The 22,699-nt window shown below is 65.2% G+C and carries 20 protein-coding genes; 5 read left to right on the top strand and 15 right to left on the bottom strand.

Going from position 1 to position 22,699, the window contains the following annotated elements; all coding sequences use genetic code 11:
- Positions 1 to 31: 31 nt before the first annotated feature.
- Positions 32 to 1,930, bottom strand: coding sequence for a class II glutamine amidotransferase (locus tag L21SP4_RS04270; RefSeq protein ID WP_052881500.1), 1,899 nt, complete (start codon positions 1,928 to 1,930; stop codon positions 32 to 34).
- Between the two features lie 157 nt (positions 1,931 to 2,087).
- On the opposite strand from L21SP4_RS04270, the gene L21SP4_RS04265 reads away from it, so the two are divergent.
- The gene (locus tag L21SP4_RS04265) at positions 2,088 to 2,972 is read left to right on the top strand and encodes a diacylglycerol/lipid kinase family protein (RefSeq protein WP_052881499.1); all 885 of its coding nucleotides are present in this window, start codon (positions 2,088 to 2,090) and stop codon (positions 2,970 to 2,972) included.
- Positions 2,973 to 3,003: 31 nt separating this feature from the next.
- Here L21SP4_RS04265 and L21SP4_RS04260 read toward each other — a convergent pair whose 3' ends face one another.
- The 13 genes from L21SP4_RS04260 to L21SP4_RS04200 all read right to left on the bottom strand — a co-directional run bounded on the left by L21SP4_RS04260 (position 3,004) and on the right by L21SP4_RS04200 (position 17,903).
- Positions 3,004 to 3,900 carry a metallophosphoesterase family protein gene (locus L21SP4_RS04260; RefSeq protein WP_074041382.1) on the bottom strand — a complete coding sequence of 299 codons (897 nt, stop codon included), beginning with the start codon at positions 3,898 to 3,900 and terminating at the stop codon, positions 3,004 to 3,006.
- Positions 3,901 to 3,959: 59 nt separating this feature from the next.
- Positions 3,960 to 4,823: a PHP domain-containing protein gene (locus L21SP4_RS04255; RefSeq protein WP_052881497.1), complete on the bottom strand. Its 864-nt coding sequence runs from the start codon at positions 4,821 to 4,823 to the stop codon at positions 3,960 to 3,962.
- Positions 4,820 to 5,644: an acyl-ACP--UDP-N-acetylglucosamine O-acyltransferase gene (gene lpxA / locus L21SP4_RS04250; protein ID WP_201774683.1), complete on the bottom strand. Its 825-nt coding sequence runs from the start codon at positions 5,642 to 5,644 to the stop codon at positions 4,820 to 4,822. The genes L21SP4_RS04255 and lpxA overlap by 4 nt, the downstream gene beginning before the upstream one ends.
- Positions 5,641 to 6,438, bottom strand: a complete 798-nt coding sequence (gene radC / locus L21SP4_RS04245) for a RadC family protein (protein ID WP_052881496.1) — start codon at positions 6,436 to 6,438, stop codon at positions 5,641 to 5,643. The genes lpxA and radC overlap by 4 nt, the downstream gene beginning before the upstream one ends.
- Positions 6,425 to 8,662 carry an ATP-binding protein gene (locus L21SP4_RS04240; RefSeq protein WP_082116517.1) on the bottom strand — a complete coding sequence of 746 codons (2,238 nt, stop codon included), beginning with the start codon at positions 8,660 to 8,662 and terminating at the stop codon, positions 6,425 to 6,427. Before L21SP4_RS04240 ends, radC begins: the two co-directional genes overlap by 14 nt.
- A 76-nt stretch (positions 8,663 to 8,738) precedes the next feature.
- Positions 8,739 to 10,019: a GTPase HflX gene (gene hflX, locus L21SP4_RS04235; protein ID WP_052881494.1), complete on the bottom strand. Its 1,281-nt coding sequence runs from the start codon at positions 10,017 to 10,019 to the stop codon at positions 8,739 to 8,741.
- On the bottom strand, positions 9,994 to 10,992 hold the full coding sequence (gene miaA / locus L21SP4_RS04230; protein WP_052881493.1) for a tRNA (adenosine(37)-N6)-dimethylallyltransferase MiaA: 999 nt from the start codon (positions 10,990 to 10,992) through the stop codon (positions 9,994 to 9,996). The genes hflX and miaA overlap by 26 nt, the downstream gene beginning before the upstream one ends.
- On the bottom strand, positions 10,961 to 11,473 hold the full coding sequence (gene lspA, locus L21SP4_RS04225) for a signal peptidase II (RefSeq protein ID WP_052881492.1): 513 nt from the start codon (positions 11,471 to 11,473) through the stop codon (positions 10,961 to 10,963). The genes miaA and lspA overlap by 32 nt, the downstream gene beginning before the upstream one ends.
- Before the next feature lie 18 nt (positions 11,474 to 11,491).
- On the bottom strand, positions 11,492 to 12,328 hold the full coding sequence (locus L21SP4_RS04220; RefSeq protein ID WP_052881491.1) for a TraR/DksA family transcriptional regulator: 837 nt from the start codon (positions 12,326 to 12,328) through the stop codon (positions 11,492 to 11,494).
- A 64-nt stretch (positions 12,329 to 12,392) separates the two neighbouring features.
- Positions 12,393 to 15,545 carry an isoleucine--tRNA ligase gene (gene ileS, locus L21SP4_RS04215; protein WP_052881490.1) on the bottom strand — a complete coding sequence of 1,051 codons (3,153 nt, stop codon included), beginning with the start codon at positions 15,543 to 15,545 and terminating at the stop codon, positions 12,393 to 12,395.
- A gap of 588 nt (positions 15,546 to 16,133) precedes the next feature.
- The gene (locus L21SP4_RS04210; RefSeq protein WP_052881489.1) at positions 16,134 to 16,661 is read right to left on the bottom strand and encodes a host attachment protein; all 528 of its coding nucleotides are present in this window, start codon (positions 16,659 to 16,661) and stop codon (positions 16,134 to 16,136) included.
- Positions 16,662 to 16,818: 157 nt separating this feature from the next.
- Positions 16,819 to 17,181, bottom strand: a complete 363-nt coding sequence (gene folB, locus L21SP4_RS04205) for a dihydroneopterin aldolase (RefSeq protein WP_052881488.1) — start codon at positions 17,179 to 17,181, stop codon at positions 16,819 to 16,821.
- A gap of 2 nt (positions 17,182 to 17,183) precedes the next feature.
- Positions 17,184 to 17,903, bottom strand: a complete 720-nt coding sequence (locus L21SP4_RS04200) for an SDR family oxidoreductase (protein ID WP_052881487.1) — start codon at positions 17,901 to 17,903, stop codon at positions 17,184 to 17,186.
- Between the two features lie 115 nt (positions 17,904 to 18,018).
- Between L21SP4_RS04200 and L21SP4_RS04195 the strand changes: the two genes are divergently transcribed.
- Genes L21SP4_RS04195 through L21SP4_RS04180 form a run of 4 tightly spaced genes read left to right on the top strand, consistent with a single transcriptional unit; the run spans position 18,019 to position 21,190 of the window.
- A complete protein-coding gene (locus L21SP4_RS04195) occupies positions 18,019 to 19,221 on the top strand; it encodes a bactofilin family protein (RefSeq protein WP_052881486.1) in 1,203 nt (400 codons plus the stop codon).
- Positions 19,222 to 19,276: 55 nt separating this feature from the next.
- The gene (locus L21SP4_RS12315) at positions 19,277 to 19,696 is read left to right on the top strand and encodes a PIN domain-containing protein (protein ID WP_074041381.1); all 420 of its coding nucleotides are present in this window, start codon (positions 19,277 to 19,279) and stop codon (positions 19,694 to 19,696) included.
- Between the two features lie 13 nt (positions 19,697 to 19,709).
- Positions 19,710 to 20,537 (top strand): class I SAM-dependent methyltransferase, encoded by an 828-nt coding sequence (locus L21SP4_RS04185; RefSeq protein WP_052881484.1) that lies wholly within the window; start codon positions 19,710 to 19,712, stop codon positions 20,535 to 20,537.
- A gap of 35 nt (positions 20,538 to 20,572) precedes the next feature.
- Positions 20,573 to 21,190 (top strand): endonuclease III domain-containing protein, encoded by a 618-nt coding sequence (locus L21SP4_RS04180; protein WP_052882957.1) that lies wholly within the window; start codon positions 20,573 to 20,575, stop codon positions 21,188 to 21,190.
- A 37-nt stretch (positions 21,191 to 21,227) separates the two neighbouring features.
- Here the strand turns inward: L21SP4_RS04180 and L21SP4_RS04175 are convergent, their stop codons facing one another.
- The gene (locus L21SP4_RS04175; RefSeq protein ID WP_052882956.1) at positions 21,228 to 22,688 is read right to left on the bottom strand and encodes a sulfatase family protein; all 1,461 of its coding nucleotides are present in this window, start codon (positions 22,686 to 22,688) and stop codon (positions 21,228 to 21,230) included.
- Between the last annotated feature and the right edge of the window lie 11 nt (positions 22,689 to 22,699).

Raw genomic sequence — 22,699 nt, 5'->3', positions numbered from 1 at the left:
GATTCGCGCGGGGGTGTCCCGCGGCATCCACTCAATACGCCCGCTCGTCGCGCTTCTCAACATAATGCATAAACGCGCGGTTGGCCACCCGGTTTCCGCCGGGGGTGGGATAATGACCGGTAAAATACCAGTCGCCGCGGTGCGAGGGGCAGGCCTGGTGGAGATCCTCGATGGTCTGGTAGATGATCTGCAGTTCCGCGTTCATATCTTCCGGTCTCAGCATCTGCGCGATCCGCCCGGAAATATCCTCGGCCGTGAACGGCTCATAGATGCGCTTCACGTGGTTCACCGCCTCGGTCCGCGGGCGCGCTTCGCTCTCGCGGCAGGCGGCGTACACCTCGTCGAGCCGCTCCGCCATCCCCCGTTCATGCAGCAGTGCGACGGCGGCTTCGAAGGCCACGAAGTCGCGCAGTTTCGACATGTCGATCCCGTAGCAGTCGGGGTAGCGGATCTGGGGCGCGGAGGAGACCACGAGGATCTTCTTCGGCCCGATGCGGTCGAGGATGCGCAGGATGCTCTCGCGAAGCGTGGTTCCGCGGACAATCGAGTCGTCGAGCACGACCAGCGTGTCCTCGCCGCGGCGGACCACCCCGTAGGTCGTATCGTAAGCCAGGGCGACCATGCCCTTGCGCTCCTTGCCCGAAGCGATGAACGTCCGCAGCTTGGCGTCCTTGGTCATGATCTTCTCAAACCGCGGCGGCGTGGAGAACACCGCGTCGAGCCGGTCCTCGGTATGGGCCTCGCCGTTGGACAACCGGTCGCGAAGCCGTTGGAGGTAGCGGCGGCGCATTTCGTCCGACAGCCCCAGGAAGGCCGTCTCGGCCGTATTCGGGATGTAGGAAAACACGGTGTGCTCGAAATCGCCTCCGATGGCCCCGAGGATCGGATCGCAGAGCCGCGCGCCCAGTTTCTTCCGTTCGTGGTAGATGTCCGCATCGGTGCCGCGGGAGAAATAGATGCGCTCGAACGAACAGGGAGCGCGTTCCGCGGGTTCGGCGACGCGCTCGATGCGCACAGTCCCCGACCGGTCCACGAGCATCGCGTGGCCGGGCTCGAGTTCGGCCACCTCGTCGAGGCGGGCACTGAACGCGGTCTGGATCGCGGGGCGTTCGGAAGCCACGACAAGCGCTTCCTCATCGCGATAATAAAAGACCGGGCGGATGCCCTGGGGATCGCGGGCGACGAACAGTTCTCCATGACCGACGAGTCCGGTAATGACATACCCGCCGTCGAAATCGCGCAGCGCCGCGCGCAGCACATCGCCCATATCCAGCTCGGCGGCGATGCGCCCGGAAATACGGGGGCCGCTCAGGTTCTGGCGGCGGTAGCGGCGGAAGAGCCTTTCGTTGGCCTCGTCGAGAAAGTGGCCGATCTTCTCGAGCATCATCTCCGTATCCGTATGACTGGGAGGATGCTGCCCGAGGTCGGTGAGCAGCCGGAACAGCTCGTCGTTATTGGTCAGATTGAAGTTTCCCGCCACGGCGAGATTGCGCGTCTGCCAGTTGTTTTCCCTCAGAAACGGATGGCAGTATTCCGGACCGCCCTTCCCGCGCGTCGCGTAGCGGAGATGCCCCATGAGGATCTCGGCGGCGAAGGGAGCGTGCCGCTTCAATTCCTCGACCGTCCGTTCGCCTCCGCTGTCCTCGCGCTCGAACTCGTCGAACGGCGCGCGCATCTGTTCGTAAACCCGGGTCGAGGGGTCGGCCTCAGTCGATCTCACCCGTGCGAAGTAGGCGTCGCCCGGATGCATACCCAGCTTGAGCGCCGCCGCACCCGCTCCGTCCTGCCCGCGGTTCCGCTGCTTCTCCATGAGCAGGTACAGCTTGTTGACCGCGTACAGCGCGGTGCCGTACTTGTGGATGTAGTAGTCGAGAGGCTTCAGCAGCCTGATCGCCGCAATGCCGCACTCGTGGCCGATGTGTTCGCTCATTCCACTCCGCGAGGGTTCGATTTCCGCGTCGGTCGAACGCCCATGCTCTACAAGCCGCGTGCCGCGGTCAAGAAGGATTGAGGTGAGGGAGCGATGCCGTTCGCCTGTTTTCATTTTATCCTCGCCCCGCGCACCGGCTGCGCCTATAGCTTGGTCCATGGAACGCGTAAGGGTATTCGTCAATCCCCGCTCGGGGTTCGGTTTTTCTCCGTCGGCGTTGAAAGCGATCAGCGAGACGTGGGAGGATGAGCAGACGGAACTGACGTTCCAGTACAGCCACAGCGCCGAGGACGGGAGCCGCAAGGCGCGGCGGGCGGTCGAAGAGGGCATCGATACGATCCTCGTGATGGGCGGCGACGGGATGATCAACTCGATCGGGGGCGCGCTGCTCGACACGGAGGCGACGCTCGGGGTCATCCCGGCCGGGAGCGGGAACGGGTTCGCCCGTCATTTCAACATCCCGCTTCCCGCCGAACAGGCCGCCCGCGCCCTGCGCAAAGCGAAACGGCGGCGCATCGACGTGGGTCTCGCGGCGGGGCGGCCGTTTTTCGTCACCTGCAGCATGGCCTGGGACGCCGCCATTGTGCGCACTTTCGAGAAATTCCCATTCCGCGGCCCGCTCCCCTACGTCTTCGCCGGCGTGTACGAACTGTTCGACTACCATCCGCAGCCGCTGGAAGTGGAGCTGGACGGCGACCGCATGCATCTCGACCCGCCGCTGGTGTTCACCGTGGCCAACCTCACACAGTACGGCAACAACGCCTGTATCGCTCCGCATGCGCAGGCCGACGACGGACGGCTGGAGATGGTCTACATGCCCAACCGGGATGCGCCCCGTTTTTTCACCAACCTGCACCGCCTGTTCGACCGCACGCTCGACACGCTGCCCGGCGTGCTCACGCGGAGCTTCCGTCATATGTGCGTCCGGCGCGAAAACGCGGACCCCCTGCAGATGGACGGCGAGCTGGTCGACGCCCCGCGGTCGGTCGAGGTCGAAGTCCGTCCCGGCGCGTTAACGGTCCTCGTGCCCGATGCCGAATGAGAGTGCGCTTCTCTGCGGGTTCCGGTTGGAATCAGGCGGGAGCGGACCCGTCCGGGGCGCGGGCGAACCCCCGCACGCGGCACCGGCCGTCCGCGAAGACCTCGGCCATCGCGAACGCGGTGTCGGTCTCGAGGTCCGGGCCGTCGACCATCGCCGGCAGCGTATAGTAGCCGATGCCGCCCAGCCGCCCGGTCGCGCCCCCGTGATCGTGGCCGTGAAACACGGCGGCGACGCGGCCGTGTTCCTCGAGCACGGACCGGACCTCGGCGGCGTTGTTCACGTGAAAGGGGCCGGTGCCGTCGAGGCGCTGATGGCAGAAGACCACGGCGGGACCGCCTGACCCGGCCAGATCGCGTTGCAGCCAGTCGACCTGCTCACCGGGAATGTGCGTGTCCCGCCAGTCGAAATTGCCTCGATCATACCCCACCCCGTCGGCGCGGTAGTTGGCGTCGAGAACTACGAAGTGCACTCCTCCGCGGTCGAACGAGTAGTGCGGCGCCGGACCGGCGTCCGGCCCGTGCACGGCGGCGATAAATTCCGCCTTACTGAGGCTGTCTACATCGTGATTGCCGAGCACGGCGTGAACGGGGACTCCGGCCCCCTTCAGTAGACCTGCTGCCGTGCGCGCGTAGCGAAGAGAGGCCTCCCTGCGCGGCGGATCGTCCTGGTCTTTCAGATCGCCGATTCCGACCACGAAATCCGGCGCTTCGTCCCGCAGGCGGGCGATCGCGCGACGGAGCTTCACCGCGGCCAGGCGGTAATAGCGGTCGCCGCGCGGGGGACGCGCGGCGTAATGGACGTCCGTGATCAGCCCGAACCGCACGGGCTCAGGCTTTCGTTTTGATGTCATCCCCACAGCACCGCTCCCGGCCGTGATCGCCGCGCCGGCCATGAACGCCCGGCGCCGGATGTGCGCTCTGCGGTTCATGGCCGCATACTAACGTGGAAGGGCAGACCGCAAAAGCGAGGAATTCGGTTCGGTGTCCTTCATCCATCTCGGCCGGGCAACCGGGTCCGGGCCATCCTCGCGCGGAGCTGACGGAGCGCGGAATCGGGGACGTGGAGGTCTCCGAATCCGCGGCCGATTGAAAGCTGGGGGGTAAAGGAACCGTGGTAGTCGCTGCCGCCGGTCATGACCAGCCTGAGTTCGCGGGCCAGCTTGCGGTATACGCGGACCTGGCGTTCGTTATGTTCCGGGTAGAAGACCTCCACCCCGGCGAGCCCGAGGTCTTTGAGGCTGCTCAGCAGATCGCGGAGCTTGCCGCGGGGTAGCCGCAGCGATACCGGGTGCGCCACCACCGGCGCGCCGCCGGCGCGCGTAATCAATTTAATGCACCGGGACGGGGAAAAGCGGAAGCGTTCCGCATAGGCCGGCTGGCCGCGTCCGAGCAGCCGGTCGAATACGGGGCGCTTCTGCTTGAAGTAACCCCGGGTGATGAGCGCCTGCGCGAAATGCGGCCGGCCGACCACCTCGCCGCCCGCCTCGGCGAGCACGTCGTCCCACTCGAGCAGATACCCGAGTTCGCGCAGGCGATCCAGGATGGTCTCGTTCCGCTCCCGCCGCCCTTCGCAGATCCGCCGCACCGCCTCGCGGAGTTCGTCGTTTCCCGAGTCGATTCCGTAACCGAGCATATGCATCGACCCGCCGTCATAGCAGGCGCTCAATTCGATCGCCGGCACGGCCTCCACGCCGGTGCCCTCCGCGGCCTCCGCGAACTCCGGAACTCCGTCTGTCGTATCGTGATCGGTCAGGGCCGCGGCGGTCACTCCGGCCTGGGCTGCTTTCCGCATCAGTTCCGCCGGACGGTCCGATCCGTCCGAATACGTGGAGTGGAGGTGAAGGTCGATCATCGCATTTCCCGTCCGGAGGACTCGCCCGCCCCGCGTTCGGCGCCGCATACCCCGCGGCGCGAGGCGCGGATGAATTCGATCATCTCGGCCGCCTCCGGTGATGCGGGGGGCTCCTCGTCCAGTTCGGCCAGGGCCCGGCTCAGCGGCAGGCCGGACTGGAAGAGGCGGCGGTAGGTGCGTTTGATCTCGCGTCGCGCCGCGGCCTCGAGTCCCGCGCGGCGCAGACCGACCGTGTTCAGGCCGGACAGCCGGTTGCGGCGCAGCGAACTGACCGTGCAGAACGGCGGCACGTCCCTGGAGACCCCGCTGTTGCCGCCCATCATGACCAGGCGACCGATGCGGACAAACTGGTGGACCGAGACGTTGCCGCTGATAAAACTGCCCTCGCCCACTTCGACGTGACCGCCCAGCAGCGCCCCGTTGGCCATAATCACGCGTTCGCCGAGCGTGGAATTGTGGCCCACGTGCGAAAAGGCCATCAGGTAACACCCCGCGCCGAGCTCGGTCACCGAACCCTCCCCGGTGCCGCGATGGACCGTCACGCCCTCGCGCAGCACGCAGTCCGCACCGATGCGCACATAACTGACACAGGGTTCGAACTTGAGATCCTGCGGCAGGTCGCCGAGCACCGCTCCGGCGTGAACGCGGGTTCCGTGGCCCACCGTCGTCCAGGGGTGTACAACCGCGTGCGGTCCGATATCCGCATGATCCCCGATCTTCGTCCCGGGGCCGATCCAGGCGAACGGGCCGACGCTCACCGACGTCCCCAGTTCCGCGCCGTCTTCGACGACGGCGGTCCGGTGTATTCTGCTCTCGCTCACCCGCACCCCTCGCTTCCCTCTTCGAAATTCAGCAGTCCCGCCGCGCGCAGGCTGAGGTATTCCCGGCCTGTTCCCGCGTCGCGGGGCACACATATTACGTGATCGAGCAGCCGGATGTCCATGATGCGGCCCGCCGCGATCAGTTTTCGCGTCACCGCCAGGTCCCCGGCCGAGGGTTCGGGATCGCCCGAGGGGTGGTTGTGCGCCACGATGACCGCCGCCGCGCTCGACCGCACCGCCTCGCGAAAGACCTCGCGCGGATGCACGAGACTCGAATCCAGCAGACCGCGGGTGACGAGGTTCGGCGGTGAGAGCAGCCGGTGCCGGGCATCGAGCAGCAGCACCCAGAACACCTCGTTCTCCAGGCGCAGGACGTCGTCGCGCAGCAGGGCGGCCACGCTGGCGGGCGAGGCCATTCGGGGGCGCTCTTCGCGTTCCTCCTCGGCCATGCGTCGTGAAAGCTCGAGGGCGGCGTGCAGCACCTGGGCCTTGACGCGCCCCACCCCGCGGATGCGGCTGAGTTCCCGGACCGACGCGCGGGCGAGCGCGGAGAGCGAGCCGTAGCGCGCGAGAATCTCCCGCGCGAGTTCAATCACATTGCAGCCGCGCACCCCGCTGCGCATCAGGATCGCGAGGAGGACCGCATCGGGCACGTGGCGGGCGCCCATGCGTTCAAAGGTCTCGCGGGGACGCTCACGCAGAGGCACGCCGCACAGGGGCGCCGGCGAGGACGGCAGGGCGTCCGCGGACGGGCCCTCAGGACCGGCCGGGTGGTCAGGCTCATCGGGCTTCATTCGGTTCTTTCAGCAGGGGTTTAAGGTGACGAGCAAGAATGCGTTTCACGCTCTCTTCGCGGATGGGTTTGGTCAGATGGTCGTTCATGCCCGCATCCAGGCTGCGCTCGCGGTCGCCCTTGAGCGCATGCGCCGTCAGCGCCACGATCGGCATCCGGCCCTTTTCCAGGCGGCGGATGCGGCGCGTAGCCTCGTAGCCGTCGAGCACCGGCATCTGGCAGTCCATGAGCACGAGATCGAATTCCTGCTCCCGGACGGCATCCAGCGCCTCCTGCCCGTTGCGCGTAACCTCCACTTCGCACCCGCACTGTTCGAGCAGGCGGTGCGCCACGATCTGGTTCATGCGGTTGTCCTCGGCCAGCAGCACCCGCGGCACGCGACTCCAGCAGAGGTCCTCGACGTCCGGAATCTCCTCCGTCTCTTCCTCCGCGCCGACGGGGGAGTCGTCCACTGCGAGGGGGATCGTAGCGGTAAAGGAGGACCCCCGCCCCTTCTCACTGACCACCGCCATGCGGCCGTCCATGCTGTCCACGAGTCGCTTGGTAATGGCGAGGCCGAGCCCCGTACCCCCGTAGAGGCGCGTGGTCGAGCTGTCGGCCTGCGTAAAGGGCTCGAACAGCCGCTCCACCCGGTGCTGTTCGATCCCGATTCCGGTGTCGCGGACGGTGATCTGGAATTCGGTACTGTCCTCCGCGGAATCCAGTGCGCGCACATCGACATCGATCCTGCCCTCACGGGTGAACTTGATCGCGTTGCTGAGCAGGTTCATCACGATCTGCCGGATGCGGGCCTGGTCGCCCTTCACGCGGCGGGGCGTATCCTCGGCATAGTGCAGGACCAGTTCGACCCCCTTACCGGCGGTCTGGCCGCGCATCAGGCGGCAGAGCTTGTCGACGGTCGTATAGAGATCCATCGGCGCGATCTCCAGCTCGAGTTTTCCGAGCTCGATTTTCGTCAGGTCCAGAATATCGTTGATGATCGCCATGAGCAGTTCGCTCGACGTCCTGATGTTCTCCACACAGTCGTGCTGCTCCTGGTTCAGCGGGGAGCGGGTCAGAAGATCGGCCATACCGATCATGGCATTCATCGGCGTCCGGATTTCGTGCGACATATTGGCGAGAAATTCGCTCTTGGCCCGGTTGGCGGCCTCGGCCGATTCGCGCGCCTGCTTGAGTTCGGTGATGGTCTGGCTGAGCTGGTCGGTCATCATCCGCAGCGAGTCGTTGAGCACGCCGATTTCATCGCGCCGCTCGGGCAGCCATTCGTCCGCGCCGCGTGAGCGGTTGTCCGCGATATGGCCGGCCGCCTCGACCAGCTGCTGCAGCGGTTTGGTAAGCCGCTTCGTGATCGTCAGCGCGAGCAGTACGAGCAGGAGGACGAGCAGACCCATCACCTGGAGCGAACGTTGAACGAACGCGTGGTTCTTGAGGATCATCGGGCGCAGGTTGAGGCCGGAAACCAGGTAGCCCCGGTCGATCGGAATCCCCGTCAGCGGGACGCGGATGAGGCGCACATCGTGCTCCTTCAGGTGGAAATCGTTCCGGCGCGGCTGGCCTTCCACGATCCGCAGAAAAGGCCGCAGAAAGTACGCGTCCGACGAGGAGGACTGGATGCGCCCGTCGCACACGAGCAGGGTATTGGGGAAGGCCGGTCCGAGTTCGAGTTTCCTGGCGGCGAAGAGCACATAACTGGATTCGTCCCTCTGCTTGAGCGGCGCGTACGCGGCCGTGTAGATGCGGTCGCCGTCGTGAACCAGAAACCCCTGCGTCACCCCCTCCTTATCCGCGGACCCTGGTTCGGGGAGTTCCTCGAAGTTTTCCAGCCCGCCCCCCCCCTCAGCCCATAGTTCCCCCTCCGGCGAAAAGACGAGGATCGAGGCCATCCCGTCGCGCGCACGCAGAAGCTGCAGGCGGGAGCGCAGAAAAACGGGATCGGCCTCCGGCAGCGCTTCGGTGAGAATCGGATCCATGGCCAGGCTCCGCACCTCCTCGCGGAAGGCGTCGACCTGAAATTCCACCAGTCTCGCGCCCGTCCGGCCCATCTGGCGGACCTGGCGTTCGGCGCTCTCGGCGATGCGCTGACGCTCGTGATTGCGGAAAAAGTAGACCGAGAACAGCGCGAGCAGGACGGTCGGAAGCAGCATGCACAACATCAGGCGCACCGTCAGCGACCGATGAAACAGAACCCCTTTATTCCGCTGCTTTCTTCTGCGCCGACGCTTCATGTTACTCCATCGGAATCTTACCTTTGCGACTATCCCCCCAAACGCGAGGCGCTTCAATGCGTTTTGACGGGAAAACTCAGGAAAAGGTCACAAAGCGTGCACAATCGTCGCGCATATCGGGGGGAATCCGGGCCTTAATTCTCGCGGCGTCGTGATCGTAGGCTTCCTCCAGCACCGTTCCGCGGCGGTGCAGTTCGGCGATCAGCCGTCCTTCCCCTATCGGGATGCGCATCTCGACCAGCGTCTTCGAGGAACGCAGCCGGTCGGCGAGTGCCTCTTTGAGCGTCTCGACGCCTTCCCCGCTGCGGGCCGACAGAGCCGCAGCCGGAGCGAGATCGCGGAGCAGCCGGCGGCTGCGGTGCCGGCCCTCCGCGCGGTCGATCTTGTTCAGCGCACAGAAGACGGGCTTGTCCCCTACGCCCAGTTCCTCCAGCACCTCGTTCACCGCACGCGCCTGGTCCGCGGCGCGCGGGTGGGAGGCATCGACGACGTGCAGAAGCAGGTCGGCTTCGACGACTTCCTCGAGCGTCGCCTTGAAGGCCTCGACCAGCGAGTGGGGAAGTTTGCTGATGAACCCCACCGTATCCGAGAGCAGGACGGGCTCGTGTCCGGGAAGTTCGACGCGCCGGATCGTGGGATCGAGCGTGGCGAAGAGCGCGGAATCGGCATGCACGGAGGCGCCGGCGAGCCGGTTGAGCAGTGTGGACTTGCCGGCATTGGTGTAGCCCACGATCGATACGAGCGACCAGCCGCCCCTCTTTCTACCCTTGCGCTGCTCTGCGCGGCGGCGGCGAACCAGCTCCAGATCCCGCTTGAGGCGCTTGATCTGCATCTGGATCCGGCGGCGGTCCATCTCGATCTGGGTCTCGCCGGGGCCCCGCAGGCCGATCCCGCCCTTCTGCCGTTCGAGGTGGGTCCACATGCGCCGCAGCCGCGGAAGCAGGTATTCGAGCTGGGCGAGTTCGACCTGGAGCTGGCCCTCCCGGGTGCGCGCGTGCTGCGCGAAGATGTCCATGATCAGCTGGGTGCGGTCGATGACCCGCAGCCCCGTGGCCTTTTCCAGGTTGCGCCCCTGGACCGGCGAGAGGTTTTCGTCGAACACAAGGGTGTCCGCGGGGTGCTCCTCCGCCCAGGCGCCGATTTCCGCGGCTTTCCCCGTTCCGATGTAGTACCCGGGCCGGACCTTGTTCTGGCGGCAGACGAATCGCCCGGTCTCCTCCGCCCCGGCGCTCCCCGCGAGCCGGCCCAGCTCATCCAGCGATTCGCGCGTCTCGTGTTCGGGCTCGTCTCCGAGCACTACGCCCACCAGCACGGCCCTTTCTTTCCGCCGGTCAGATACGGAGTCTGTTCCGCCCATACTGCTCCCAGATCTTTTGAACGCCCTCTTCCGCCACCCCGGGATCAGGGCCGTCACCCATGTCAACCCATTCCACCCGAAGCTGGTGGCGGAACCACGTCATCTGCCTCCGGGCCAGGCGGCGGGTGCGGATGCGTGTCCGCTCCGCGGCCTCGCGCAGCGAACACGCGCCGTCCAGCACGTCGAAGGCCTCGCGGTAGCCGATGGCCTCCCGCGCCGTGGAGGACAACGGCCCCTGCCTGAGACGCCGCGCCTCCTCCAGCAGGCCCTGAGCGTACATCGTTTCGATCCGCCCCGCGATCCTTTCATGCAGCACCGCGCGATCCATCGTCAGCCCCGCCACGGGCGGACCGGGCGGAAGCCGGGCCCACGTGCGCTTCGTATGCCCGGCGCGGGCGCACTCGATCGCGCGCACCAGCCGCCTCGGATTTTCGGGATCGGCCAGCGCGGCCAGGGCGTCGGGATCGAGGCGCTCCAGTTCCCGCCGCAGCGCGGGCGCGTCCTGCCGGTCGGCCCACCGCCTGAAGGCCTCATCGGCGGCGGGCGCATCGGAGAGGCCTTCAAGCAGACAACGCACATACAGCCCCGTTCCGCCGGCCACAATGATCTCGCGCCCCGCCTCGACCGCTGCGCGAACCCCGGGAGCGACCCGACGCAGGTAATCCCCCACACTGAAGGATTCCGACGGATCGACCAGGTCGACCCCGAGGTACGTGACCTCGCCGCGCTCGCTCTGATCGGGTTTGGCGGTGCCGATATCCATACCGCGGTAGACATTCATGGCATCCGCCGATACGACGACGGCGTTGCGGCGGCAGGCGATCCGGTGGGCGGTCGCCGATTTCCCCGCCGCGGTCGGTCCGACCAGGACGGAGACCGGAGGCCGTTCTTCCTCCGGTGAGGTCCCGGCGTTCCCCTCTGCCCCGCCGGTCCGCTCCCGTTCATCCCTCGGGATCTGACTCCGCCTTCGCATCAGGTTCGCCCCTTCTCGCCTGCAGGATCATCACCAGGGCATACAGGCCCACCGCGGTGCAGATCGAGGCGTCGGCGATATTGAACGAGGGCCAGTGCCCCAGTCCGCCGAGGTGCAGGTCGATGAAATCCGTCACCCAGCCCAGATGCACGCGATCGATCAGGTTTCCGGCCACGCCGCCCAGCAGCAGCCCCAGAATGATCGAGCGCCCCGCGGTGTCCGCGAGCAGCGTATGATGAAAAAACAGCAGGGCCAGGAGGATGAGGATGGCGAAGACGATCAACAGCGCGTTCTGACCGGAGAGCATGCCCCAGGCGGCTCCGGTATTGCGCAGGTGCACCAGGTTGAACAAACCGGGAATGACCACCACGCGGTCGCCGTACTCCAGAGAAAGGCGGACGAGGTGCTTGGTCCACTGATCGAGAGCGGCGATCACGCTCCCCAGGGAGAGCATCACGGTCATCGTTCGGACATTCAGCACAGGGCGGCCCGACCCGGTCTAGTCGTTCATGGGGCGATAATGAATGCGCCCCTTTTCCAGCATTTCCTGAGCCTTGAGGCTGTACCGCGTGTGCGGCAGGGCCTCGAGACGCTCCCGCTCGATAGGTTCGCCGGTGATCTCGCAGACCCCGTAGGTCCCCTCCTCGATGCGGCGCAGGGCCTCCTCGATTTCGAAGAGTGTGTCCTGCTCGCTGGTGACGATGTTCAGCGCGAATTCCTGATCGAAGTTGTCGGTGCCCTGATCCGACAGCGAGGGGTCGCGGTGATTGGTCAGGTTGTCCCCGGAGAGAAAGCTGATTTCCCCGGTAATCCGGTCGCGCAGCTCCAGCAGCCGATCCCGGAACTGGCGGAGTTCCCTCTTTTTGAACGGCGACTTCGCGGTCTTCTTCGCACCGGCGGACGCGCCGGAAGAGGCCGTGGACGCCGTCTTTTTTCCGGTAGCCTTCCGGCCGGACGTCGCGCCCTTGCGAGCCGCCGTGCTCTTCTTCGAAGTCGTTTTCCGGGAAGCGCTTTTCTTCGCCGACGAGGCCTTCTTCTTTGAAGTCGACTTGCGCGGCGACGCTTTTTTCGAGGATTTTGAACCTGAAGTCTTCTTGCGGGCCGCCGATTTCTTAGCGGCGGTTTTCTTCGCCGCCGGCTTTTTGCGCGACGAGGTCTTTCCGGAGCCGGTGGAGGATGTGCGGCGCGAAGACGCGGTTTTCTTCCCGGACGCCGGGGATTTCTTCCCGGATGTCGAGGATTTCTTTTTCGAAGCAGTGGTTTTCCGGGGCTGATTCTTCTTGCCGGTCTTCTTGCGACCGGAGGCGCCGGAACTCTTCTTCTTGCTGGCTGCCATGCTTTTTACCTCACGTGATGTTGCCCTTCACTCGCGTAAAAAGGGGGTCGTTGTAGCACAGGCCCTATGGACTGTCAACGCCGGGAGTGGGGACAACGGTTTTTACCGCGACGGCACATTCGTGACCGTTCAGATCCCAGTCCGTCATGTCGTCCGTCCGGTGTTCGACCGGCTCGCACTCCAGGGCGAGGGTCTCTTCCAGAATGTAATCCAGATGTTCCCGGACGGCGGTTTCGACGTCGTCGTCGGCACGGTAGGCCACGGCAATGCGCTGCACGACGTCGAGATCGAGTTCCTTACGCATGAACTGGATTTTATGGACGAATTCCCGCGCCAGGCCCTCCCGCACCAGCTCGTCATCGAGCGTCGTATCCAGCGCCACGAGCAGCGGACCTTCGGCGCTGACGGCGAGTCCCTCCCTGGGGATCAGTTCGATCTCCACGTCGTCGGCGTCCAGCATGCGCTCCTCGCCGTCGAGCTCGATCCCCACCTCGCCGCCTTCATTCAGCCGCCGGGCATCCTCCGCCGAAAGTTCCCCGATCGCGGCCGCCGCGGCCTTCATCTTCGGTCCCAGTTCCGGGCCGAGCTTTTTGAAATTGGGCTTCACCCGCATCCGGGCCAGCTCGCTCGAGTCGGACGCGAAGCGGACTTCATGAACGTTGAGTTCATCCGCGATAATCGATTCCAGGGCGGCCATCCTCTCCAGCAGTGCCGCATCCTCGCTGACCACATGCAGCCGACGCAGCGGCTGCCGCGTCTTGACCTGATACTCGGACCTCAGCAGCCGCCCCATGCCGACCGCCTTCATGACCGCCTCCATGCGCGCTTCGAGCTGCTCGTCCCTTGCAAGGTGTTCCGCGGTGGGGAAATCGCAGAGATGCACCGATTCGGGCCTATCCTCCGTGCGCAGGTTGCGGTAGATCGCCTCGCTGATGAAGGGCACGAACGGAGCGGCGATCCTGCACAGGTCGAGCAGCACATCGTAGAGCGCCGCGTAGGCCTCCTTCTTGTCCGCGTCGTCGGCCGATTTCCAGAAGCGCCTGCGCGAGCGGCGGATGTACCAGTTGGTGAGGTCCTCGATGAAATGCACAAAGGGGCGCACGGCCCGCTGGAGGTCGTAGTCGTCCATCGCGGCAGTGACGTCCTGCATGAGCCGGGCCTGCGCGCTGCGCACCCAGCGGTCCATCAGGTTGTTTCGCTCCCTCGAAGCCTGCGCCGGCGTCCATCCGTCGATATTGGCGTAGGTGACGAAGAAACTGTAGGCGTTCCACCAGGGTATGAGGAAATGGCGCAGAACGTGTTTCACGCCTTCCTCGGAAAAGCGCAGGGACTCGGCCTTGACCACCGGGGAATGGATCATATAGAGGCGCAGCGCATCGGCCCCGTAGGTGTCGAAAATATGTTTCGGGTCGGGATAGTTCTTGAGCCGCTTGCTCATCTTGCGCCCGTCCTCGGCGAGGACGAGTCCGTTGACGACGACGTTGCGGAAGGCCGGGCGGTCGAAGAGCGCGGTGGAGAGGACGGTCAGCGTGTAGAACCAGCCGCGGGTCTGGTCCAGCCCTTCGGCGATGAAGTCGGCGGGGAAATTGTGCTCGAACCGCTCACGCTCTTCGAAGGGATAGTGGCACTGCGCGTAGGGCATCGATCCGCTCTCGAACCAGCAGTCGAGGACTTCGGGCGTGCGGCGGTAGACTTTGCCGTCGCGTTCAAGGGTGATTTCGTCGAGCACATGTTTGTGGAGGTCTTCGACCTTCTGCCCGGAGAGGGATTCGAGTTCCTCGACCGAGCCCACGCAGATCGTGTCACCGTCTTCGGCGATCCACACGGGAATACAGGACCCCCAGAAGCGGTTGCGGCTGATGTTCCAGTCGCGCGCTTCGGCGAGCCAGTTGGCGAAGCGCTTCCCGCCCACATATCCGGGCATCCAGTGCACCGTTTCGTTGTGCGCGATCATCCGGTCGCGCAGGTCCTCCACGCGCACGTACCAGGCCTCGATCGCGCGGTAGATCAGCGGCGTGTCGGTGCGCTCGCAGAAGGGATAGCTGTGCTGGATGGTGCTGCGGTGGACGAGTTTCCCGGCATGACGCAGCGCGCGGATAATCTCCTTGTCGGCGTCCTTGCAGAACTCGCCCTCGTATTCCGGAACCTCCGCGGTAAAGCGACAGTCGGCGTCCAGCGGATCGACCAGATCGATCCCCGCTTTGCGGCAGATCCGGTAGTCGTCCTCCCCGTAGGCCGGGGCCATATGCACGAGGCCGGTGCCCTCCCCCGTCGTGACGAACTCGTCGGTCAGCACGCGGAACGCACCGGGATGGTCCGCGAAATAGTCGAACAGCGGCTCGTAGGTCAGCCCCTCCAGCTCACGGCCGGACCTCCGCCCCAGGATCTCGTAGCCTTCGCCCTCCGGGTAGTAGGCCTCGATCCGCGAGACGGCCAGAAGATAGCGGTCATGGGTTTCCGCATCACGCACCAGCGCGTATTCGATCTCCGGCCCGGCACACACCGCCAGATTCCCGGGCAGCGTCCACGGGGTCGTCGTCCACAGCAGCGCCCAGGCCCCCTCCAGTTCACCGCCGCCGTGAAGCCGCACGCGGACGGTAATCGCGGGGTCCTGAACGTCCTGGTAGTTGCGGCCGGCCTCGAAATTGGACAGGGGCGTGTTCAGCTTCCAGCTGTAGGGCATGATCCGGTGTGCGCGGTAGATCCGGCCCTGATCCCAGAGCTGCCGGAAGACCCACCAGATCGTCTCCATGAACGAACGGTCCATGGTCTTGTAATCGCGCTCGAAATCGACCCACCGCCCGAGTCGCCTGACGGTCCGCTCCCACTCCCCGACGTAACGCAGCACCATCGAACGGCACTGCTCGTTGAAGACATCGATCCCCTTTTCGCGGATACCCGCCGCACCGGCCAGTTCCAGCGCCTCCTGGGCGAGCGCCTCGATCGGCAGACCGTGACAGTCCCACCCGAAACGCCGCTCGACGTAACGACCGCGCATCGTCTGGTAACGCGGCACGATGTCCTTGATGGTGCCGGCCAGTAAGTGGCCGTAGTGCGGCAGCCCCGTGGCGAACGGCGGTCCGTCATAGAAGACGAACTCCCCGGCACCGCGGCGGTTCTGCAGCGAGCGCCGGAAGATGTCCCGCTCATCCCAATACGCGAGCACCGACTCTTCCAGCGACGGAAAATCGACTTTACTTGAAACGGGTTCGAACACGCGCCCTCCCGCAGGCTTATCGTGAAAAAGGAGGACGTTAGTTAATCCGGCCCGCAAAGACAAGAGAGGATGCCGGGACCGGGCGCGGCCGCACGCGTCAGAACCGCCCCCCATCTGCGCCGCGCGCTACCACCGCCCGGGCGCCTGTGTTCCACATGGGGACACCCGGGGGAATATCGCACTCGGAGCGCCGAACCCGTGCGTGAGGGCAGGGATTCTGCTGGACAGCAGAAGGCTGTCCGCCGTTTTCGTACTCTTACTCGTACTCGTACGCGTACTCGGAGCGCCGAAGGCGCGATCCCACTCCCCCGGTTTAAGAAACTCGAGTACGAGTACCGCTTCGCTGAGTACGAGTACGCGTACGTGGTAACGTAAGCGGATTTCTAATCCAGCCGCTACGATTTCAGTAGCTCCACAAAAATCCACGAAGAACCTTTTTTCCCGCCGGGACACCCTGATTCAAAACTCACTTCAATGTTCACCGGGGGAGGCGATCGCGTTTTCGGGCCATGTTGAAGCCGGGAAGAGAGGATGCCGGGACCGGGCGCGGCCGCACGCGTCAGAACCGCCCCCCATCTGCGCCGCGCGCTACCACCGACCGGGCGGGACATTGGACGGCCCGCCGCGGGGGCGTTTCTTTTCCGGGATCAGCCCATCTTTCGCGAGGTGACGATGAATCTCGTCGGGCGCGAGTTTGGTCAGATCCCGCGCGTATTCGACCAGATCGCGCTTCCCGTTTTTGAAGGATGACACTTCGCCCTGAAGGTAATGCAGCATCCGCGGGTCAGCCACCAGCACGAGGCAGCGGGTGTCCAGCTTCCCGGCCCGGGAGACGGCCTCTTTCCCCACCTCCCGCGCAAAACGGCGCTCGAACTCCTCCATGTGACGCTCCCGGTGGTCGTCGTAAGCATGAGGATTGGCCGCGGAGCTTACGCGGTTGCTTCCGGACCGGGTGTCGGCAAACACCTCGCCCTCGGATTTCCCGGTTTCAGGGTTGGAGATCGAGGTCTGTTCGACGAGCGTAGGTCCGGATTCCAGCTCCGGCATGTCGGTGGACTGCAGTTCAAAAAAACGGGCTCGTGACCCATCCGCGACGACAACAAAATAGTAGCTCATCCGTGCTCCTTGCTGAGATTGGACCTGTTCCGAACTGACGCGCTCATCCTAACCGTCTCCGCCGCCACTCTCAATACCGGGACCCGCCTTACTCAGGTTTCAGGCCCCTCCCTCTTAACTCTTACTCTAACTCTGACTCTAACTCTAACTCTGACTCTTATTCAGCCCCGCCCTGTTCCCGCGTGATCTCGACGGCGACGCTGTCCGCGAAGCGGAGGGCTCCGGGTTTGTCGAGCGATACCGTCACACGCCGGACGCGTTCGTCCTCGAGACAGAGATCGGCCACGTGCCGGGCGAGTCGTTCGATCAGGTTGAAGCTGCTCGCTTCCACTTCCTCGACGATCTTCTTCTTGAGCGTCCGATAATTGACGGTGTCTTCCATGCGGTCGGTCGCCCCCGCCTCGCGGAGATCCGCCTCCAGGCTTATGGTGAAGACCACATCCTGCCTGTGGGTGCGCTCCTCGGGATAGATGCCGATGATGCAGCGCAGCCTCAGATTCCGAATCACGATCCGGTCCATGCTCACACTCCGTTTCCCAGCAGATGCTGACCGCCGTCGACGAAAAGGGTCTGGCCGGTCACGGCCCTCGCCCCGGCCAGATACAACACTGCGTCCGCTATGTCCGCGATCTCAGGACGACGTCTCAGCGGGGTCGCGCCCCCCGGCTCCGCCCCGCCGGACGACGGGGCGAGCACCGGCCCCGGCGCCACGGCATTGACCCTCACGTCCGGCGCGAAGGCCAGCGCCGCGAGCGCCGTGGCCTCCTCCAGCGTCTTTTTCGTCAGGGCATACGCGACGCAGGTCGTGTCGTGGGCGCGGACGCGCCGGTCGAGCAGATTGATGATGCTCCCCGTTCCAAAGCGGGCCGCGTACCCCTGCATCAGTTCCAGAGGAGCATACGCATTGGGGCGGAAGACGCGCTCGAGCTGTTCCGCGCCCAGACCGGGAAACCCTCCGCGCGGAAAGACCGAGGCATTGTTGATCAGCAGATCCAGGCCGCCGAGCTCGCCGGCCGCGCGCTCGAGCAGATCGCCGGCCCGCCCGTCGCTGAAATCCGCCTGCAGCGCGACCGCCTTCACCCCCCGTACGCGCCACGCCTCGCAGAACGCCGCCGCCTCGTCCGCGGAATGCCGGTACTGAACGGCGACCTCCGCCCCGGCCCCGGCCAGAGCCTCCGCGATCCCGCGCCCGATGCGCTTCGCGCCGCCGGTAACCAGCGCCCGCTGTCCCGTTAAATCCACGCTCTCAGTCTAGCCGCAGGGTGGGGAGACGGCCAGATCATTTTTGCTGCGCTCTGAACCCCATAAAATTGTCCTTGCCCCGTTCGGGCATGGCTCGGATTATGGCCGGATGGACATGACACGACCGACAGCGTATGAGAAGCCCTTCTCCCGTTCGTGGTCCCGGTTGACCGCCCTTGTGCTGGCATGGGCATGCACGTCTATCGCGGCGGAAGCGGCGGATTTCCGGGCTGAGGAAGAGTTCCGTCTGGGACCCGGCGACGTACTCCGCGAAGAGACCTGGATGAGCGCGCAGCGCATGGAGCTGCGCGGCACGGCGCAGGAGGATATCTTCCTCGCCGCCGCGGAGGACATCACGCTTCCGGGGTCATTCGATTCCGACGTATGGGCGGCGGCCGTGACGGTGGAGGCGGGCGGCGTGTTCCGGGACGATCTCCGGGCCGCGGCGCGCAATCTCATCTCCGTGCGGGGAACCATCGGCGGCAACGCGCTGTTCACGGGACAGACGATCGCGTTTGAACCGGAGACGGAAATCGGCGGCGATCTCTTCTGCGCAGGTACCCATGTGATCGTCAAGGGCGGCACCTTTGCTTCCGCACGAGTCATGGCCCGTGAGATCACCCTGGACGGCGATTTCGACGGCGACGTGCGGCTGAGCGGCACGGAAATCCGGGTCCGTCCGGGAACGCACATCCGCGGCGATCTCGTATACTCCTCTCCCCGCCGGCTCCGGCTGGACGAACGCGTCCGCATCGACGGCGAACTGCGCCGGGCCGAAATGCGGGCGGCCGCGGACCGCCCCTGGCACGCCACGCTCTTCAACCGCCTCTTCTTCTGCCTCGCCGCCCTGATCGTCGCCTTTCCCTTCATGCGCCTGTTTCCGGGTTATGCCCACACGTCCGCGGCCCTGTTCCGCCAGCATCCCTGGCGATGCGGTCTGACCGGGACCGCCGCCATGCTCCTGCTCCCGGTGGTCATTTTCTTTCTCCTGATCAGCCTGATCGGCACTCCGCTGGGCGTGGTACTGCTGGGCTTCTCCGCAGGGCTGGCCTACCTCGGACGCGTCGTCGTCGCCCTCGTGATCGGCAGCCTGCTGCTGAGAACGAACCGCCGCGCCGGCGGCGGCGACTTCGCCACCGCCGCGCTGGGACTGCTGGCGCTCTACCTGCTCACCGCCCTGCCCGCCTTCGCCGGCCCGCTCTGGATCGCCGTAACCGCGTTCGGCTTCGGCGCCCTGCTGCTCGGTCTCAGCCGCCGCCACCCCCCTCCCCCTCCGCCGGCGCATATGGACGATGAGTCCGGACAAGGATCACGATGAAAGAAATCAATGCCGAAATTCATGCGGCGCGCAGAGAGAGGAGGAAGCGTGCGGAGTGAACGTCGTCCCTGATACCCATGTGCTGGTCTCGGGTCTGCTCTCACCTTGTGGGCCATGCGGCGATATCGTGCGGCTCGTTCTGGACGGAGCATTGGTGCTGTCGGTCGACGCCCGCATCCTGACTGAATATGAGGACGTATTGAAAAGACCGCGATTCAGAATCGACCCGCGACATACGGACGCTCTGTTGCATGACCTCATAGAATCCTCCCTGCCGTACAGTGCTCCCCCGCTGCAGACCACCCTTCCTGACGAGGGCGACCGCCCCTTTCCGGAAGTCGCCGCCTGCTCCGGCTCCCTGCTGATCACCGGGAATCTCAAACACTATCCCCCGGCCCGGCGCTGCGGCGTACACGTGCTGAACCCGAGACAATTTCTCGAACACCATCCATCGCCTGAAGACGAACGAACTTGAATCGGAGTCCCTCATGCGCAAATCCGAACTGAACGAAACGCTGCCCTACCTGTACGAGGCCTCGGTACAGGGGGTCGACAACGACCTGGACTTCGCCGGCCGGATCTACCGTCGGCGTCACGGACGACGGCCCAAACGGATTCGCGAGGACTTCTGCGGGTCGGCGCTGCTGGCGTCGACCTGGGTGCGCCGCCGTCCCGCGAACCGGGCGTGGGGGGTCGACCTTCACCGCCCCACGCTGGACTGGTCGCGGCGCCACCACGTCGAGCGGCTGTCGCGTCCGGAAGCCGATCGGCTGGAGCTGATCGAAGGCGATGTGCGGACGGCGCGGATCCCGCCGGTGCAGGTTACCTTCGCGCTCAATTTCTCGTTCTGCATCTTCTACACGCGTGACGAACTGCGCGAATACTTTGCCGCCGCCCGGGAGGGGCTCGAGGACGGCGGGGTCCTGATTCTGGACCTCTACGGCGGCACGGAGGCCGTTAAAGAGAAGGAGGAACCCCGCGCAGTGGACGGGTTCACCACCCCGGAGGGCGTCCGGGTTCCCCCGTTCACCTACGTCTGGGACCAGGATTTCTACGACGTGATCACGCACCGGTGCCGGAACTACATTCACTTCCGCATCCCCGGCGTGGGTACGATCCGGCGCGCGCACCATTACGACTGGCGCCTCTGGACCATCCCGGAGGTTCGCGAGCTGCTCGCCGAGGCGGGGTTCCGGTCGAGCGAAGCCTACCTGCACGGCTGGACCGACGACGGCGAATCGGACGAGGTGTGGCGCCGGCGCACGAGCTATGAGAACGCGGAGGCCTGGATCGCCTACCTTGCGGGGTGGCGGTGAGCACCCGGCGGGAGCGCGCGATAATCGCGGGCCGGATGCTCGACGAGGCGTTTCCCGAGGTCGGCCTGCCGCTCGATTTCCGCGATCCCTATTCACTGCTGATCGCCACGGTACTCTCCGCGCAATGCACCGACACCCGCGTCAACAAGGTCATGCCCGGCGTGCTCTGCGAGGCCTCGACCCCGGCGCAGATGGTCCGGCTGGGCGAAGACCGCATTCGCGAACTGATCCGCACCTGCGGGCTGGCCAACCGCAAGGCCCGCTCTATCCACCGCCTCTCGCAGACGCTGCTGAAGCGTCACGGGGGAGAGGTCCCGCGCACGTTCGAGGCGCTGGAGGCCCTGCCCGGAATCGGCCACAAAAGCGCCTCAGTCGTCATGGCCATGGCTTTCGGCGAACCGGCGTTCCCGGTGGACACCCACATTCACCGCCTCGCCCAGCGCTGGGGACTGACCGACGGCCGCAGCGTGGAGCAGACGGAAAAGGATCTCAAGAATCTCTTCCCGCGAGAAGAGTGGCTCAGGCGTCACCTGCAGCTCATTTATTACGGCCGGGCGTACTGCAGCGCGCGCGGCTGTGATGGACGTACCTGCCCCATATGCCGCAGCTGTTTCCCGGGGAGAAAGAAGCCGTTCCGGGCGCGCAAAGCCTGACCTGCCGTTCGGCACCTCACGGAGCGCCTCGTCGGATTCATTTGGACACCTCGTAGCGATCCTTAAGTGCACGCAACTCGGTCTTCAATCCGCGTACCACCCCGGCCATCTCCGGGTTGCCGTAGACACTGTTCATCTCCTGCGGATCGTTTTTCAGGTCGTACAGTTCCCACTCTTCGCCGCCCGGCACATCTTTTCCGTAGAAACGGATCAGTTTGTAGCGTTCGGTGGCCACGCCTTCGTGCCGCCGGACGGCATGGACACCGGGATATTCGTAATAGTGGTAGTAGAGCGAATCGCGCCAGTCCGCGGGCGTCCGGCCTTTCAGCAGCGGCACGAGACTGCGGCCCTGCATATCGTCCGGAACCGGCGCGCCGGCGATCTCGAGGAAGGTCTCCGCAAAGTCGATGTTCTGCACGAGATCATCGTTCCTTGATCCGGGGCGGATGACGCCGGGCCATCGCGCGAGCAACGGCGTGCGGAACGATTCCTCGTACATGAACCGCTTGTCGAACCATCCGTGCTCTCCCAGGTAGAAGCCCTGGTCCGACGAGTACATGACGACGGTGTTCTCATCGAGCCCGTGCTCCTCGAGTCCGGCAAGCAGACGCCCGATATTTTCATCGACGCCGGCGATGCAGGCGAGATAATCGCGCATATAGGCTTGGTACTTCCAACGCACGAGGTCGTCTCCCGCCGGTGAAGCCTCCTCGTACCCTTCCGTCCGTTCCGGCCACAAGCCCACCTTCAAATCCTGTTTCAGCCGCATCGTTTCGCGGATGCTCATATCCTGTTCATGGGCGGCGGTGCCGCGGCCGCGGTAGTCGTCGAACAGCGTCGGGGGCTCCGGGAAGGTGCGGCCGCGAAATTGCCGGCGGAAGCGCTCCGCCGGGATCCAGGTCCGGTGCGGCGCCTTGAAATGAACCATCAGCATAAAGGGCTCCTCCGGCTTGCGTGCCTCCTCAAGCCATCGCAGCGCGCGGTCGGTAATGATGTCCGTCGAGTGGCCCTTATACGTGGTCTTGCCGTCTTCCGTAATAAAGACGGGATCGTTGTATCGGCCCTGTCCCGGAAGTACTTCCCAGTAGTCAAAGCCCTGCATGGCGCCCGGGAGGTGGATCTTTCCGACCATCGCGGTCTGGTAGCCCGACCGGCGCAGGATCTTCTGAAACTGCGGCTGATCGTGATCGAACGGGCCCCGATTCGTCCGCTTGCCGTTCAGATGGCTGTGTTTGCCCGTGAGGAGCGTCGCGCGGCTCGGCGCGCAGATCGAATTCGCCACGCAGGCGCGGTCGAAGACCATTCCCTCCCCTGCGATCCGGTCGAGGTTCGGGGTGAGGTGCTCATTTTCAAAGCGCCCGCCGTAGGCGCCGATCGCCTGTACGGCGTGATCGTCCGAAAAGATCCACAGGATGTTCGGCCGCTCCGAGACTTCCGCAGGAATGCGCGGCGCGCCAACCAGCATCAGAAACAGTATCGTCTTCCATAATTTCGTCATCATCGCCTCCC

This window comes from Kiritimatiella glycovorans (assembly GCF_001017655.1).
Lineage (GTDB): Bacteria > Verrucomicrobiota > Kiritimatiellia > Kiritimatiellales > Kiritimatiellaceae > Kiritimatiella > Kiritimatiella glycovorans.
The sequence above is the reverse complement of the archived record's forward strand: the minus strand, read 5'-3'. Positions and strand labels throughout refer to the sequence as shown.